Below are 15,202 nucleotides of genomic sequence, written 5' to 3'. Positions count from 1 at the left end.
CCCCACATCACAGGAGGCTGTCATGGCCAAGAACAACTTCACCCACGCGCTGGGCGAGGTGCTTAAGCACGAGGGTGGTTATGTCGACCACCCATCCGATCCGGGCGGTGCCACCAATCTCGGCATCACCATCGGCACGCTGTCCGGCTGGCTCGGGCGCAAGGCCACCAAGGCGGAAGTCAAGGCGCTGACCGTGGCCGGCGTGACCCCGATCTACCGCAAGAACTACTGGGACGTGGTACGCGGCGATGATCTGCCTGCCGGCCTCGACCTGGCGCTGTTCGATTTCGCCGTGAACAGCGGGCCGGGCAGGGCGGCCATGACGCTCCAGACCATCCTCGGCGTGGCTGCGGACGGAAAGATAGGCCCGATCACGCTGGCGGCCATCGCAAAGCACTCCGCCTCTCTGCTCATCAATGAGCTTTGCTCGCATCGGCTGGCGTTTCTCGAACGTCTCTCCACCTGGCCAACCTTCGGTAAGGGCTGGTCTCATCGGGTCGCGTCGGTGCGGGCAGAGGCTCTATCGATGGCCCAATCCCCTCCGCGCGAGGTCGCGCCGCAGGTGCCCGGCGCTCAACCGGGTTCAGCGCCGCCCGAACGGGGCAGGGCACCCACCATTATCATCGCTGCAATCGTCCTGGCCGCTCTCGTAGCGGCTTTTTTCATCACCCAAGTGAGGTTCTGAAATGTTCCAAAATGTCATCATCGGCTGGCTGGCTCGCCGGGCTCTGGAAATCGGCGGCGCCGTCGGCGCACTTCTTACCGCGTGGAACAATCTGCCCCCGGCCACACAGGAGGCCATTCTGTCGGTCCTGGGGCGGAATTGGGAGACGATCACCCTCGGGGCTCTGGCGCCCATTGCCCTGTCGATTTGGGGCTACGTCTGGAGCTTCCTCAGCACCCGCAAGCCTCAGGTGGTGATCGACGGCAAACAGGTGGCCATGCCGCGCATCCCTGACGCCACGCGCACGCTGGTGGAGGAAAGCGCTCGTACCGCCGCGCAGCAGCCCCGCACATTGTGGGAGCGGATGACCGGCAAATAACACCGGGCGGCTCCAGCCGCTCGACCTTCTCTCACGCCAAGGCAATGCCCATGAATGCCCCGCGCATAAAAAACGAAATCACCATCGGCTCGCTGGCTTCTCTGCTCGGGCTGATCATGACAATCCTCGGGTTCGGCATCGCCATTGGTAATGCGCAGACCGACATTGCCGCCCTCAAGGCCGGGCAGGTGCAGTCATCCGCAGATAGCCGAGCGCTGATTCGGCTCCAGGCCGATATGGACTATCTCAAAGGCGCTGTGGATGAGCTGCGCGGGCGAAGGTGATGGCCCCTAATTTGGCCCACGTGGCGGGCTGTTCGGGCGGCATCTTTCATTTTACAGGAGGGCTGAATTCTCATTGTATTCCATGGGCTGCCATGACTGCTTCTTGTAAAACGCGCCTCGGTATGTGGTTGGAGCTGCGCCAGAAGCCGGCGCGGTCCTAGAACTGGGGGACAAAGGGTCGTCGGTTCAAATCCGGCCGCTCCGACCATTCAATCTCAAGACTTTTGGGCTTTTGAGCCTTCGCGGCCTCCGCAAAGGTTTTTTGCGCCAGGCTAGTCCTTGGCCGCTTTCCGGTTTTTTCGTTCCGTTTTTCCAGCATCGCGACCGCCTGAGCCTCCTGCCAGCCAGGGAGGCTTTCATGGTTTGACGGAGGCGGTAACCAGCGCCCTCCCCTCAAGGGGGAACAAAGGCACCGATAGTGCTGCGGATGATGGGTGTCGGCGTCCTTGTCGGGGGTGTTCGGTCATCTCGGCTATCCCGGGTGTCGCCGGGGCCCGGCAGTAGATTCCCCTTGTGTTTCCCCCTGTGCATAGTCCAGCCGATTCCCCCGGCATCAAATGGAAGCCTGCTTTCGAGTTAAAAAAGAATTCTTATAGATCAGGGGCTTGTAGGCGGAATTTAGAAAAGTTCGCTGTCAAGGGTGGTTCTCGATTTTTGTTTTCGTACGGTTCCCGCGTCTACCATCAATACGGAGAACAGATCCTTGAATTTTAATAGGAAGCTTTCGATTGCCGTCCTTGCGTCCGTGGCCATCACCGCTACGGCTTCGGCGTCCTATGCTCAGACTTCGCTTCCGGGCGAGGGAAAGACCGTGCAGTTGGCCCAGCCAACCGGCGATGACACGGGCTGGATCTTGACCGATATCTATGGCCAGCTCCTCGAGGAGCTTGGTTACCAAACGCTCGATACGCTCACGATCGACCTGCCGGTGGCTTTCGCGTCCATGGCGCAGGACGATGTCAGCATCTATCCCTATGGCTGGTTCCCGCTGCACAACACTTATCTCGATGCCGCCCGGGGCAATGTCGAAGTCGTCGGGCACGTCGTCGAGCAGGGCGCATTGCAGGGCTATCTGGTCGATCGCGCTTCGGCCGAGAAGTTGAACATCACCTCGCTCGAGGACTTCAAGCGCGATGAGGTGAAGCAGGCGTTCGATCGTGATGGAGACGGCCGCGCCGATCTGGTCGCCTGCCCGGCAGGGTGGGGATGCGAGCTGACCATCACCTATCAGATGGATGCGTTCGAGCTGCGTGATCATGTCAATGAGATTCGCGCCGGCTATTCCGCCTCGATGGCCGATGCCATCGCCGCCTATCAGAGTGGCGAGCCGATCTTCTTCTACACCTGGACGCCGAACTGGACCGTCAACGAACTGGTGCCCGGCAAGGATGTGGTCTGGATCGAAACTCCGTCCATCGAGTTGCCCGAGGAACAGCGGGAGCTGGCGGATGCCGCCATCGTCGAAGGCGTTGACGGCTGCGTGTCCGATCCCTGCCAGCTCGGCTGGCCGGTCAACGATATCAGCGCCGTCGCCAGCAGCGCATTCCTCGAAGAGAACCCTGCCGTGCGCACGCTGCTCGAGTTGGCCTCGGTCGACATCAATTTCATCTATGCCCAGAATGCGGCCATGCGGGCCGGTGAAAACACCGAGGAAGACCTCCGCCGCCAGGCTGCCGAATATATCGAGGCGAACCGGGAAACGGTGGACGGCTGGATCGAACAGGCCATCGCTTCGGCACAGTAGCGCGGTAGCCCGCCAGGGCCATGCCGTGATCCGGCGGGCGTCATGTCCGCCGGTTTTTTTTCAACGCATTGGCGGGGCGGCCGCCCCTTGTAAAATCACCCCCGGTATGCGATTGCCGCAGCAGCAGAATTCGGGCGATCCTGGAACGGGGGGCAAAGGGTCGCGGTTCGATCCGGCCGCTGCGGCCATTCATCCACGACCCGCCCCCGGCAACGAAAAGCGGGAGCCGACCATGCCGTTGCAGGCGCGCGATCTGGAGCCCGCAATCCCGCTCTGGCCCGGCTTGCGGGGGGGATGCCCCCTTCTGGTCAATCATTCCGAAAACCATACGTTCCGCATCGATGCGCCCGGCGGCGACAGCTTCATGCTGCGCGTGCACCGCCCGGACTATCAGAGCCTTGCCAATATCGAGAGCGAGCTGGCCTGGCTGGCGGCCCTGCAACGGGATACCGACCTGCCCATTCCCGATCCGGTCCCGGGGGAAGATGGCCGGCTGCTGCAATTTTTCTCAACGCCGCGCGGCGAGACCCGCCATGCGGTGCTTTTCCGGTTCATCGCGGGCGCCGAGCCGGTGCCCGACGACGATCTGGTGCCGCTGTTCGGAACTTTGGGGGGATATGCCGCGCGCCTGCACCGGCATGCCATGTCCTGGCGGCGGCCGGCAGGCTTCGTGCGCCAGGCCTGGACGGCACAGTCCATTCTCGATGAAAACGGCCTTTGGGGCGATTGGCGCCTGGCGCCGGGCGTGGATGGCGGCGTAAGGCCGGTGCTCGACCGGCTCGACGGCGAGCTGCGCCGGCGTCTTTCCGCTTACGGCATGGGCAGGGAGCGCTATGGGCTCATTCATGCCGATATGCGGCTGGGAAACCTGCTGGTCGACAAGGGCAGGGTGAGCCTCATCGATTTCGACGATTGCGGCCTGTGCTGGTTCGGCTACGATTTTGCCGCCGCCATTTCCTTTTACGAGACGCGCGCGGACCTGCCGGCGCTCCGGGCCGCCTGGCTCGACGCCTATTGGGCGGAGCGGCCGCTGGCGGAGGAGGACGCCGCCGCCCTTGATTCCATGGTCATGCTGCGCCGCATGGCGCTGCTCGCCTGGATCGGCTCGCATGGCGAAACGGCGCTGGCGCAAAGCCATGCCGCGGGCTTTGCCGAAGGCACGGCGCGACTGGCCGAGCGTTATCTGGGCGGCTCGTTCTGGTAGGCGAGGGCGCCGCGGCGGGACGCCGGCGGGCGCGATGAGGACCGGTGCCGGGCGGTAGCCGTGGCCGGCTTGGCGCCGGGACCGAACCGCGAGACGTTCAGCCCCCATACCAGGCCGAAGGCCAGCCACATATGGCGCCAGTGCTCCCCCTCGTGCAGGGTGGCGCACATGACGATGGCGATGAGCGAGATGAGCAGGGCGATGCTGATCTCGCTCCGTGTCCGCCGGTAGTTCCGCAGCGACACCACGAGGCTCCCCACCGCCAGCGCGATCCAGGCGGTTCCCCCGATCCAGCCGTAATTGACGAAGGAGCTGAGCCAGATGTTGTGGATCGGCTCGGGGAAGACCTTTTCGAGCTGGAGCACGCCGACGCCGATGGGGTCCTGCATGATCATCGGCAGGACCAGCAGATAGCGCCCATAGCGGCCTTCCTCGCCCAGATCGTATGATTTGGCGAAGGTCAGCCGATCCAGCAGCTTTTCGGTGAACTCGCTCGAAACGAGGCTGGCAACGGCGAACAGCACGGCGCCGATCATGACGATACCGCCCACGATCAGCACCAGCCGGCGTGGGTGGCGGCGATTGTGGAAGAAGATATAGGCGAAAAGGGCGAATATCGCGGCGACGACGGCGATGCGCGAGAAGGAAAACAGGATGCCCAGCAGCAGGATCGCCATGGCGCCGAGCAGCAGCACCCGGCTGCCCTGCGAGCGGGAGAGGAAATAGGCGCAGAACACCACGGCCGGGATCAGGAACGAGCCGTACATGTTGGGATCGTCGATGAAGCCCTTGGCACGCCCGTCCCAGGTCAGCAGCTCCGATTGCAGCAGGAAGCCGATGCAGCCCAGTATCGAGGCGATCACGCAGGACAGGATATAGACCTTCATGAAGGTCTCGAACTGCCGCCGGTTCCAGCTCATCGACACGAAGGCGCCGATCATGCCGATCGAGATGGCGAAGGATTTCGCCAGCAGCTCGAAGGTGACGAACGGCTCGGCCAGGTGGGGCAGGGAGGCAAGGAAGAAGGCGACCGCCCACGACCCCAGGAGCAGGATCAGGGCGAGCGCCCGCCGCGTGATCTCCTGCCGGGGCAGCAGCGTCATGTAGAAGAAGGTCAGCAGCATCGACAGGATGTAGAGGAAATCGACGGGCGAGGGCCGCATGAGCGTGTAGTTCATGGCCAGCACGGCCAGCAGGAACACCATGTTGCGCGTCGAGAAGACGGCAAATCTCAGCCCCGCAAGGCTCACCCCCATGGGGGGCCGGTCGCCGTGGATTCCCGTTTCGATGCTCATGGCGCCAGCCCGTGGCCGAGGGTGAAGAGCATGGTTCCCAGCCCTTCGCAGTCCGGGGCGCTGGAGGCAAAATGGGTTTGCGTCTCCTCGGCCCGGCAGCGATAGACCGGCACCGTGCCCGGCTGTTCGGCCGCATAGAGCCAGCCGGCGATGCGCTCCCTTGCATAGCCCAGGGCCGCGCATTCCCCGTCTTCGGCCAGCAGATGATCGGGATTGTCGGGGCGGCCGCCGGAACATTCGGCAAAGCCGATCGCGGCCACGCCCTTGGGCGGGCGTGTCAGCACATAGGCCACCACCGCGTCGCGGCGATAGGCGGTCCGGTCGCCGGTAAGGGGGCCCGTCGCGGTGACATAGGCGTTGCGCGAAGGGTCCGACCAGCGGGTCAGCGCCAGCCCCGCCTGGGCCGCCGGCGGCTCGTCGGCGAGGGTCAGCGACACTTCGCGCAGGACCAGGTAGCGGCTTTCGAAGCCCTTGCCGGCCGGGACGTGGATATAGCCCAGCACGAAGCGCGAGCCGACGGTGTTGCCGCCGCTCTCGGGGTCGAGAATGGTCCCATAGGCGACGAGGTCGGTATCGGCGGGGCGGTCCCATTCGGCCCCGTCGATGGGCAGCAGCGGCTCCCCGAGATCGACGAACGATACCTTGTCCGCCGAGAGCGACAGCCGCACGCCGCCGAACCACGGATCGACGGTGACGGCGGCGACCCAGCCCTCCGGCTCGAAATAGAAGGCGCCGGGGCCGATGAAGCCGATGGCCGTCGCCGCGCCGCCGAGCCCGGGCTCGTTCCAGTTTCCCTCGTGATATTTGTGCCAGTGGGCCGGATCGTCCGCCGGGGCCCGCACCACGATGGTCTGCCAGTCGGTGTTCCTCAGGCAATAGGCGTAGAAATAGCCGTCATGGCCATCGACCATGGTGCAGTCGCCCTCGCCATTGATCCGGCCCGCCTGCGGCGCCTCGGTCCCGGTGATCACCGTCCCCAGATCGGTCCAGCCGAGCCCGTCATCGGAGGAGACGGCGACGGCCATGGATTTGTCGGTCCGTCCCCCGGCATAGTCGCAATTGGCCTCCTGATGCACCATGCCGACGACCCGGCCGTCCTGCCGCGCCGCCGAGGTCAGCCAGCGCCCGCAATCGGCGGCACTGCCGGGCGGCCCGGCATCGAGCACCTGCCGGCGCGGGCCGGCCATGTCCCACAAAGTGCGCCCCTCGATGGCATAGGTGGCGCCGTTGGCGCTGAAACCGCGAAACGTGCCATCGGCGAGCCGCAGGGCGGTGAAGGGCGCGTCCAGCTCGTCCGGAAACGGTCCGCGGACCACGGCTGGCGGCCCCACCCGGACCGCGATGCAGTCCACGCAGATCGCCCCGCTGCCGCCCGGCTCCGCCGCTCCGCCCGGAACGGCGAGGGCGAGGGCGGCGAGGCCGGCAAACATTGGCAAGAAACTTTTCATCGCGCGATCAATACGCATTTTCCGTGTTGAACAGCCGGATGGGCGTCATGACCAGGATGTAGAGGTCGAGCAGTATCGACCAGTTCTCGATATAATAGAGGTCGTGGTCGACCCTTTGCATGATCTTGTCGATGGTGTCGGTCTCGCCGCGCCAGCCGTTGATCTGCGCCCAGCCGGTGATGCCGGGCTTGACGCGGTGGCGGGCGAAATAGCCCTCCACGGCCTCGTAATAGAGCAAATTGTCGGCCTTGGCCTGCAGGGCATGCGGGCGCGGCCCCACGATGGACAGCTCGCCCTTGAGCACGTTGAACAATTGCGGCAATTCGTCGATCGAGGTGCGGCGGATGAACTTGCCGACGCGGGTGACGCGCGGGTCGTCCTTGGTCACCAGCCGGCTGGCCGTCGCGTCCGCCATGTCGGTGCGCATGGAGCGGAACTTATAGATGCGGATCAGCTCGTTGTTGAAGCCGTGCCGGTTCTGCACGAACAGCACCGGCCCCCGGCTTTCGAGCTTGATGGCGATGGCCGTCGCCAGCATGACCGGCGAGAGCAGCACGATGGCGATCAGTGCCACGATCTTGTCGAACACCCATTTGAACACGAGGTTCCAGTCCGAGATGGGCCGGTCCGCCATGTCGAGCACGGGCAGGGCGCCGACATAGGAATAGGCCTTGTCGGTGAATTTGAGCTTGCTCATATGTGCCGAGAGGCGAATGTCGACCGGCAGCACCCAGAGCTGGGTCAGCATGTCGAGCACGCGCTTTTCGGCCGAGAGGGGCATCGAGACGATGACCAGGTCGACCGGGGTGCGCCGGGCGAACTCGATGAGGTCGGCGACCTTGCCCAGCTTGCGATAGCCGCTCACCAGCTCGGGGGAGCGCTCGTCCACCCGGTCGTCGAACAGGCCCAGCAGGTTGATGTCCTTGTCGGCGCCGGCCTTGATCTGATCGATGAGCAGGGCGGCGTCGCTGCCCCCGCCGACGATGACGGCGCGGCGCTTCAGCCGGCCCTGTTCGGTCCAGCGCAGCACCAGGGCGCGCAGCGCCAGGCGGTAGAGCACCAGCGCCGCCCCGCCCGAGACGAACCAGCCCAGCAGCCAGACGCGCGAGACCATGTCGCCGGCCTTGAAAAAGAAGAGGCCGGCGGTGAGCGTCACCACCACCAGCGCCCAGGCGCCGGCGACCCGGCCGATCTGGGCGCCCAGCGTTCGGTAGGACGAAATGCGGTGCGTGCGGGCGGCGTTGAACAGGATATTGGCCAGCAGCGTCGCGGCGGCGATGACGGGGACGTAGAACGTCTCCTGTCCCGGGCCGACATAGGCCGCATGGATGCCGTAGCCCAGCGCCGCCAGCAGCAGCGCCTCCACGATCTGCGCGACGCCGCTGATGACCGGTCCCGACAGCGTGCGGTCCACCGGACGGCGAATGATTTCCTCGGCCTGGGGGGACAGTTCGCCGGGCATGCTGGCCCGCGCGGCGTGTCCCTCGATGGCTTTTTGGGGATCGACACGAAACATGATGGCGCCACCGGAACTCGTTATTTGCGCCGGTATAGCGCCAGAGGCGTTTAAGTTAGGTGAAGTCAGGCCGAAGGATTGGCGGCATCGGCCTGATAGAGCGCCTCGATGGCGTCGGTCATCGCCGCGACGGAAAATCCGGTCCTGACATGGGCGAGGCGCTGCCGCATGGCCGCATCGGCGGCCTGCGGATCGGCGAGGAATCCCCGCATGGCCCCCGCAAGGGCGGCGGCATCGCCGGCGGGCACCAGTTCGGCGGCGGTCGGCCCGAAGATTTCGGGAATGCCGCCCACTTTCGTGGCGATGAGCGGCAATCGCGCGGCGGCGGCCTCCAGCACCACATAGGGCAGGGATTCGGCCAGCGACGGCACCACGGCGCAGCGGCCCATGGGAAAGACCGTGCGCGCCGGCTGCGAGCCGACGAGCCGCACCCGTCCGTCAAGGCCCAGCTCGACGATCCGGCTTTCGAGCCGCGCCCGCTCCGGCCCTTCGCCGGCCATGACCAGGCTTGCCGGCCTGCCGCCGGGCCCGGTCGTCAGCGCCAGCGCCTCGACCAGCGGAAAGATGCCCTTGAGGTCGCGCAATTCGCCCACGAAAACGAAGTCGGCGGCCTCCTCCTGCGGCGGCACCGGCTCGAATTCCTCATCATTGAGGCCGTTATGCACGATGCTGGTGGGGCAGGCGGGGGCGCCGATCAGCGCTTCATAGGTTTGCCGTGCATAGGCGCTTTCGAAGATGATCGCCGCGGTCCGGCGCATCAGCGCCTTTTCGATGCGATGAAACACCCGTCCCGAGGCGGAGGCGGCCGGATAATGCAGCACGCCGCCATGGGGCGTATAGAAAATGCGGGTCCGGCGGGGGATGAAGGGGGCGAGGCGGGCGTAAAAGCCGCCCTTGGCGCCGTGGCCGTGCAGGATGTCGATATCGAGGCGCCGTGCCAGCCTTCCCACCGAAAAGGGCGTCACCAGGTCGCCGGGGCCGAACAGGCGTGGCATGGGGCGGCGGTGGATGCCCAGGGCTGCATGCGGCTCCAGCGCGGCCAGCAGCGTTTCGGTCTGCGCATCGTTGGCCAGCGTATCGACCACGATACCCAGTTCGTGGCCGCGCCGCTCCAGCGCGCGGGTCAGGTCGGCGACGTGGCGGAACAGCCCGCCCACCGGCGCCCGCAGCACCTGGAGGATGCGCAGCTTCCGCCCAGTCATGGCTTAGAACCACCGTTCCTGGATGACGACGGTATCGCCCGGATGGATGAGGAAATCGAGATCGACCGTGCCCTTGACCATCTCGTTGCCCTGCCGGCGATAGACGATGGCCCGGCCGCGGTCGGCCGTATCGGTGAAGCCGCCAGCCGTGCTGATCGCGGCGCGCACGCTCATGCCGTAGGCATAAGGGAACTGCCCGGCGGTGCGAACCTCGCCCTGGATGAAGAAGGGGCGGTACTGGTCGATTTCCACCGCCACGTCGGGATTGCGCATATAGCCGTTGGCGAGGGCGGTGGCGAGGCGGCCGGCCGCCTGTTCGGTGGTGCCGCCGCGCACCTTGACGGACCCGACCAGCGGGAAGGCGATGGCGCCGTTGTCGTCGATCTTGTAGCTCCTGCTCAACTCGGCGTCGCCATAGACGGTGACGCGCACCACGTCGCCGGTGTCGAGCTGATAGGGGCCGTTGGTCTCGACCAGATAGACGCTCGGGCGCGTGGTGGCGCAGCCGGCCAGGCTCAGCGACAGGGCGATAACGAAAACGGACAGCCAGCGCATGAGAATCCCGTGCGTTCAAACTGGCCGCATGCTCGCCCCTCATGGTTAAGTTTTCCTTATGACGCATGATCATAGAGGCAAATTGCAAAGCGGATTCGCCGAGTTAACCGAATATTGACCACGTATCGGGCTAGGTCGTTTCCACTCATGAGGGAACGTCGATGGCCTACGACCTGCCGGTAACGGAAGATGAACGGATCGATGTCGCGGCCTTGCTGTCGGCGGTGGTCCGCCGCCTGCCGCGCATCCTGCTGGTGACGCTGGGCCTGCTCGTCGCCACCTTCGTGGTGCTGATGTTCCAGCCGCGCCTTTACGAATCCTATGCCTCCCTGCTGGTCGAGCCGCGCTCCAGTCCCTATGTGCGCGCTTCCAACGAGCAGGCGCCGACGATTTCGGGCGGTGAGGTCGGCGTTGTCTCCAGCCAGATCGAGCTGCTCAAGTCGCGCGACACCCTGCTCGAGGTCATCGACCGGCTCGACCTGCGCTCGGTGTCGGAGTTCAACGGCAGCGCCGGCGGCGCCTCGCCATTGGGAATGGTGACGCAGTTCATCGGCCGCCGCGCCACGACGCCCAACAGCATAGACGAGACGGTGCTGCGCACCCTCAACGATCAGCTCTCGGTGGTGCAGGAGCGCGACTCGCGCATCATCTCGGTGCAGATGCTGTCCACCGATCCGCAACTGGCCGCCGATATCGCCAACGCCATCGCCAACGCTCATGTCGCGCGCCGGGCGCAGCTCTCGCTGTCCGACACCGCCGATGCCTCGGGCTGGCTGCGCGAGGAGATCGACCGCCTCCGGGTTTCGGTGCAGCAGGCCGAATCCGCCGTCGCCGATTTCAAGGTCGCCAACGACCTCTTCATCGGGCAGGGCAATACCGGTCTGCTCGACCAGCAATTGTCCACCGTCGCCGCCCAGATCACCGCCGCGCAGGAGCGCCGGAGCGCGGCCCTGTCCCGCGCCTCGCTGATCCGTGGCCTCATCGAGCGCAACCAGCCCATCGAAGGGGTGGCGGATGTGCGCGAATCCGTGGTCATCCAGCGGTTGAGCGAAGAAAAGGCGCGCCTCCAGGGCGAGCGGGCGCAGCGCTCGGCCACGCTCCTGGCCAACCATCCCAGCATTCGCGCGCTCAATGCGCAGATCGCCGAGCTCGACAGCCAGATCGGCGTCGAGGGCAATCGCGTCGCCGCGGCGCTGGAGGCGGAAGCGCAGATCGAGGCCGATCTCGAAGCCTCCTTGCAGGCCGAGCTGGCGCGCGCCAAGACCAGCGCCTCCACCGCGACCCGCGACACCGTGACTCTCGACGGGCTGGAGCGCGAGGCCAAGGCGCAACGCGATCTGCTGGAGGCCTATCTGCTGCGCTATAACGAAGCCTCCTCCCGGGTCGACAGCTCTTCGGCGCTGCCCGATGTGCGGGTGGTCTCCATCGCGGCGCCCTCGGTGACGCCGGCCTCGCCCAAGACGGCGCTGGTCATGGTGGCCGTGGCCATGATGTCGCTGGCCGTGCAACTGGGCGGCGTGGCCTTCGGCGAGCTCATGTCGGGCCGGGTGCTCGTGCGCACCCGTTCGCCCCGGCCCCAGGACGAGCTCGACGCGGCACCCTTCGACGAGGCGGAGCTGGAGCCGGAGCAGCGCTGGGAGGAGGAGGCGCCGGCCGAGCCGGTCACCGAATCCGAACCGCTGCCGGACCTGCCGGCGGATGAACCCGATGCATTTTTCCCCGAGCCGGCCGAGGATTTCGTGCCGGTGGCCGGCGAGCCGGAGGAGCCGGCGGAGCCTGAAGCGGTGGCGGAGCAGTCCGGAGAGGTGGCGGAGCCCGTCCGCCGCACCGGCTTCCTGCGCTATTCCGATCTGGTGGCCGATCTGGTCCTGGGGCGCACCCACCTGCTGCTGCTCGCCGATCACGGTCCCGACGGGCCGGCCATCGCCATGGCGGAAAGCCTGGTGGGCGATGCCTTGTCCAAGGGGCTCAGCGTCGCGCTGATCGACGCCGGCAGCGGCATTCGCGGCGGCAGCCCGGGCCTCACCGATCTCAGCGCCGGCACGGCGGGCTTCGGCGACGTGGTGCAGAAATCGGCCGATCACAGCTTTGCCGAGGTGAGCTGGGGGCAGGGCGCGGCCATCGATGGCGCCTCCAGCCGTCCGCTGACGCTGGTGGAGGCGCTGGGCGACATTTACGAAGTCGTCGTCGTCATGACCGGCCGGCTCGGCCGCGGCTCCATGCTCGCCCCCTTTTCGGAGCTGGGCGGGCGGGTCGTGCTGATCGCCGGCGAGGACGAGGACGCCGAAGCGCTCGAGGACATCCGCCGGCAGCTCGAAGGGTCCGGCCTGTCCCGCGTCGAGATCGCCGCCCTGGCCGAGCCGGTCGCAGCCTGAGGCGCGGGCCATGTCCCTCAAATATGCCGCGATCCGCGCCGGTTTCGAGGCCTTGTGGCTCACCGGCATGCCGCGTCTTTTCCGCATGCTGTCGCGCTCGCGCGGGGTGATCTTCACCCTGCATCGCGTGCTTCCCGAGCCGCCGGCGGATTTCTCGCCCAATGCCATCCTGCAGGTGCAGCCCGATTTCCTCGATTACTGCCTGGGGCGCATCCGCGATCTGGGAATCGATATCGTCAGCCTCGACGAGGCGATGGCGCGGCTTGCCGCCCCGGAGAAAGGCCGGCCTTTCGTCGTCCTCACCTTCGACGACGCCTATCGCGACAATCTGCACCACGCCCTGCCCATCCTGCGCCGGCACGAGGCGCCGTTCACCCTCTACGTGCCCACCGCTTTCGTCGATGGGACCGGGCAGCTCTGGTGGCAGGCCATCGAGGACGTCATCGCCGGGCAGGAGGCCATCGCCTTCGCCGGTGACGGCGGAGCCGAGCATATGGACACCTCCACCACTGCCCGGAAGCGGGAAGCCTTCGAACGCCTCTATTGGCGCATGCGCAAGCAGCCCGAGCCCGAGCGGCTAGCGCTCTTGGCCGATTTCGCCGCAGCCCATGGCTACGATCTCGAACGGCAATGCCGCGAGCTGATCATGGACTGGCGCGAATTGCGGCTTTTCGCCGACGAGCCGCTCTGCACCATCGGCGCCCATACGGTACACCACTACGAACTGGCCAAGCTTGCCGCCGACGCGGCCCGCGAGGAGATGCTCCGGTCCGCCGAGATCATCGAGGTGCAACTGGGCATGCGCCCCCGGCATTTTTCCTATCCGCTGGGCGGCCCGCTCTCCTGCGGCCCGCGCGAATTCGCCCTGGCGGCGGAACTGGGTTTCGACACCGCCGTCACCACCCGGCCCGGCGGCCTCTATCCGCACCACCTCCGGATCCCCACCGCGCTGCCCCGCGTCTCCCTCAACGGAAATTTCCAGCGCCGCCGCTATGTCGACGTCTTCGCCAGCGGCGGCCTGTTCACCCAGATCGGAAGGGTGATGGGCTCGTGAGGCTCCGCTACCCCCGGTCCGGGCGCGCCATCCAGGCGATGATCGCCATGGCGGGCAGCAGCCAGCCCATGCCGGCGACGATGAAAAAGCCGATCAGCACCAGTCCCGGCAGCCCCTCGGGCAGGGCGAGATAGACCCAGGTGGCCAATGCCGACCAGAGACCGATCGAGCCCACCAGCAGGAAGGCTCCGAGCAATTTGCGGCTGCGCTGGTTCATGTGCGGCATCAGGACGGTTGCGATAGGGACGAGGGGCGATTACCACTCCGGCAGGATTATCGATACCGGAATATTGCCGTGACCTCCATGCAAGATGCCGCACCGGGCCGGGTGAGCTTCGCCAGCGACCCGCTGCGTCCCGTTCGCGTCTGGCTCTATGCGCTCGCTGCCTTCGTCCTGCTTATCGTGGTGGTGGGGGGCATGACGCGGCTCACCGAGTCCGGCCTGTCGATCACTAGTTGGAAGCCGATTTCCGGCACCATACCGCCGCTCAGCGAGGCCGAATGGCTGGCCGAGTTCGAAGCCTACAAGCAGATCCCCCAATACACCTATGTGCATTCCTGGATGGATCTGGACGATTTCAAGTACATCTTCTTCTGGGAGTGGTTCCACCGCCTGCTGGCGCGGGCCCTGGGGCTGGTGTTCCTGGTGCCCTTCGCGGTGTTCCTGTTCCAAAAGCGCCTGTCGCGCGATCTGGCCTGGCCGCTGTTCGGGCTGTTCCTGCTGGGGGGATTCCAGGGGGCGCTGGGCTGGTGGATGGTGACCTCCGGCCTGTCCGAGCTGACCTCGGTGTCGCAATACCGGCTCGCGGCGCATCTGACGGCGGCCTCGCTGCTGTTCGTGGCGCTGGTCTATGTCGCGCGCTCGCTTTCCCCTGGTCGTGCCCTGGGGCGGGTCGGCGCCTTCCATCTGGGGTCCGGCTGGCTGCTGCTGGCGCTGGTGGCCCTGCAGATCGCGGCGGGCGGGTTCGTCGCCGGGCTCGATGCCGGTATGGGCTACAATACCTGGCCGCTCATGGACGGGGCCATCATTCCCAAGGGCATGCTGGTCATGGAGCCGGCCTGGCGCAATCTGTTCGAAAACGCGCTGACGGTGCAGTTCATCCATCGCGCCATCGCCTATGTCATCGTCGCCTATGCCGCCTGGCTGATCTGGGCCCGCGGCCGGGATGGCGGCTTTGCCGGGGTGCATGGCTGGCTGCCGCGCATCGGCTTCATCGTGCTGCTGCAGGTGGGGTTGGGCATCGCCACGCTCCTGGCCGGCGTTCCCATGGGGCTGGCCGTGGGCCATCAGGCGCTGGCGGTCATGCTGGCGGGACTGGTCGCGGCTTATATGGCCGATATGCGGCGGGTGCGGTAATATGATACCGTATTTCTAACCCATTGTATTTCAACGGTATTTTATACCCTCTTGACGATACGATGAATCTTCCATAGAGACCCGCCCGAACTGGCCGGCCTGTGCAAGGGCCTGCCGCCTGAATC

Annotated in this window: 14 protein-coding genes; 8 read left to right on the top strand and 6 right to left on the bottom strand. The window is 66.0% G+C overall.

Translation table 11 applies throughout. The features are described from left to right. Positions 1-22: 22 nt before the first annotated feature. The 5 genes from ACFOOL_RS14880 to ACFOOL_RS14860 all read left to right on the top strand — a co-directional run bounded on the left by ACFOOL_RS14880 (position 23) and on the right by ACFOOL_RS14860 (position 4,275). Positions 23-685: a glycoside hydrolase family 108 protein gene (locus ACFOOL_RS14880; protein WP_380098067.1), complete on the top strand. Its 663-nt coding sequence runs from the start codon at positions 23-25 to the stop codon at positions 683-685. A gap of 1 nt (position 686) precedes the next feature. Next, positions 687-1,043, top strand: coding sequence for a hypothetical protein (locus tag ACFOOL_RS14875; protein ID WP_380098066.1), 357 nt, complete (start codon positions 687-689; stop codon positions 1,041-1,043). 50 nt (positions 1,044-1,093) lie between these two features. Continuing rightward, entirely contained in the window at positions 1,094-1,327 is a 234-nt protein-coding gene (locus tag ACFOOL_RS14870; protein WP_380098064.1) for a hypothetical protein, read from the top strand. 745 nt (positions 1,328-2,072) lie between these two features. Next, complete coding sequence (gene proX / locus ACFOOL_RS14865; RefSeq protein WP_380098107.1) at positions 2,073-3,071, top strand: glycine betaine/L-proline ABC transporter substrate-binding protein ProX; 999 nt, start codon at positions 2,073-2,075, stop codon at positions 3,069-3,071. Positions 3,072-3,303: 232 nt separating this feature from the next. Continuing rightward, positions 3,304-4,275 (top strand): phosphotransferase enzyme family protein, encoded by a 972-nt coding sequence (locus ACFOOL_RS14860; protein WP_380098063.1) that lies wholly within the window; start codon positions 3,304-3,306, stop codon positions 4,273-4,275. On the opposite strand, the gene ACFOOL_RS14855 is transcribed toward ACFOOL_RS14860, so the two are convergent. From ACFOOL_RS14855 to ACFOOL_RS14835, 5 genes are all read right to left on the bottom strand, one after another. Further along, a complete protein-coding gene (locus tag ACFOOL_RS14855; protein ID WP_380098062.1) occupies positions 4,251-5,570 on the bottom strand; it encodes an O-antigen ligase family protein in 1,320 nt (439 codons plus the stop codon). The genes ACFOOL_RS14860 and ACFOOL_RS14855 overlap by 25 nt on opposite strands. Then, entirely contained in the window at positions 5,567-7,006 is a 1,440-nt protein-coding gene (locus ACFOOL_RS14850; RefSeq protein ID WP_380098061.1) for a hypothetical protein, read from the bottom strand. Before ACFOOL_RS14850 ends, ACFOOL_RS14855 begins: the two co-directional genes overlap by 4 nt. A 19-nt stretch (positions 7,007-7,025) precedes the next feature. Next, a complete protein-coding gene (locus ACFOOL_RS14845; protein ID WP_380098060.1) occupies positions 7,026-8,534 on the bottom strand; it encodes an undecaprenyl-phosphate glucose phosphotransferase in 1,509 nt (502 codons plus the stop codon). A 65-nt stretch (positions 8,535-8,599) separates the two neighbouring features. Further along, a complete protein-coding gene (locus ACFOOL_RS14840) occupies positions 8,600-9,736 on the bottom strand; it encodes a glycosyltransferase family 4 protein (protein ID WP_380098058.1) in 1,137 nt (378 codons plus the stop codon). A gap of 3 nt (positions 9,737-9,739) precedes the next feature. Further along, positions 9,740-10,291 carry a polysaccharide biosynthesis/export family protein gene (locus ACFOOL_RS14835; RefSeq protein ID WP_380098057.1) on the bottom strand — a complete coding sequence of 184 codons (552 nt, stop codon included), beginning with the start codon at positions 10,289-10,291 and terminating at the stop codon, positions 9,740-9,742. 161 nt (positions 10,292-10,452) lie between these two features. On the opposite strand from ACFOOL_RS14835, the gene ACFOOL_RS14830 reads away from it, so the two are divergent. Both ACFOOL_RS14830 and ACFOOL_RS14825 read left to right on the top strand, forming a co-directional pair. Further along, positions 10,453-12,666, top strand: a complete 2,214-nt coding sequence (locus ACFOOL_RS14830; RefSeq protein WP_380098056.1) for a GumC family protein — start codon at positions 10,453-10,455, stop codon at positions 12,664-12,666. Positions 12,667-12,676: 10 nt separating this feature from the next. Further along, a complete protein-coding gene (locus ACFOOL_RS14825; RefSeq protein ID WP_380098055.1) occupies positions 12,677-13,720 on the top strand; it encodes a polysaccharide deacetylase family protein in 1,044 nt (347 codons plus the stop codon). Positions 13,721-13,727: 7 nt separating this feature from the next. On the opposite strand, the gene ACFOOL_RS14820 is transcribed toward ACFOOL_RS14825, so the two are convergent. After that, entirely contained in the window at positions 13,728-13,937 is a 210-nt protein-coding gene (locus ACFOOL_RS14820; protein WP_380098053.1) for a DUF2842 domain-containing protein, read from the bottom strand. A gap of 87 nt (positions 13,938-14,024) precedes the next feature. Here ACFOOL_RS14820 and ACFOOL_RS14815 point away from each other — a divergent pair, with 87 nt between their 5' ends. Next, the gene (locus ACFOOL_RS14815; RefSeq protein WP_380098106.1) at positions 14,025-15,077 is read left to right on the top strand and encodes a COX15/CtaA family protein; all 1,053 of its coding nucleotides are present in this window, start codon (positions 14,025-14,027) and stop codon (positions 15,075-15,077) included. Positions 15,078-15,202 lie beyond the last annotated feature (125 nt).

It is taken from the genome of Devosia honganensis (assembly GCF_042648785.1).
Classification (GTDB): Bacteria; Pseudomonadota; Alphaproteobacteria; order Rhizobiales; family Devosiaceae; genus Devosia; species Devosia honganensis.
Note: the sequence above shows the minus strand (reverse complement) of the source record. Positions and strands in the feature narration are given on the sequence as shown.

What these genes read in the sequence shown, in the direction of transcription:
- ACFOOL_RS14880 (WP_380098067.1), top strand. Translation starts at nt 23, where the DNA reads ATGGCCAAGAACAACTTCACCCACGCGCTGGGCGAGGTGCTTAAGCAC.
- ACFOOL_RS14875 (WP_380098066.1), top strand. Translation starts at nt 687, where the DNA reads ATGTTCCAAAATGTCATCATCGGCTGGCTGGCTCGCCGGGCTCTGGAA.
- ACFOOL_RS14870 (WP_380098064.1), top strand. Translation starts at nt 1,094, where the DNA reads ATGAATGCCCCGCGCATAAAAAACGAAATCACCATCGGCTCGCTGGCT.
- ACFOOL_RS14860 (WP_380098063.1), top strand. Translation starts at nt 3,304, where the DNA reads ATGCCGTTGCAGGCGCGCGATCTGGAGCCCGCAATCCCGCTCTGGCCC.
- ACFOOL_RS14855 (WP_380098062.1), bottom strand. Translation starts at nt 5,570, where the DNA reads ATGAGCATCGAAACGGGAATCCACGGCGACCGGCCCCCCATGGGGGTG.
- ACFOOL_RS14845 (WP_380098060.1), bottom strand. Translation starts at nt 8,534, where the DNA reads ATGTTTCGTGTCGATCCCCAAAAAGCCATCGAGGGACACGCCGCGCGG.
- ACFOOL_RS14840 (WP_380098058.1), bottom strand. Translation starts at nt 9,736, where the DNA reads ATGACTGGGCGGAAGCTGCGCATCCTCCAGGTGCTGCGGGCGCCGGTG.
- ACFOOL_RS14835 (WP_380098057.1), bottom strand. Translation starts at nt 10,291, where the DNA reads ATGCGCTGGCTGTCCGTTTTCGTTATCGCCCTGTCGCTGAGCCTGGCC.
- ACFOOL_RS14830 (WP_380098056.1), top strand. Translation starts at nt 10,453, where the DNA reads ATGGCCTACGACCTGCCGGTAACGGAAGATGAACGGATCGATGTCGCG.
- ACFOOL_RS14825 (WP_380098055.1), top strand. Translation starts at nt 12,677, where the DNA reads ATGTCCCTCAAATATGCCGCGATCCGCGCCGGTTTCGAGGCCTTGTGG.
- ACFOOL_RS14820 (WP_380098053.1), bottom strand. Translation starts at nt 13,937, where the DNA reads ATGAACCAGCGCAGCCGCAAATTGCTCGGAGCCTTCCTGCTGGTGGGC.
- ACFOOL_RS14815 (WP_380098106.1), top strand. Translation starts at nt 14,025, where the DNA reads ATGCAAGATGCCGCACCGGGCCGGGTGAGCTTCGCCAGCGACCCGCTG.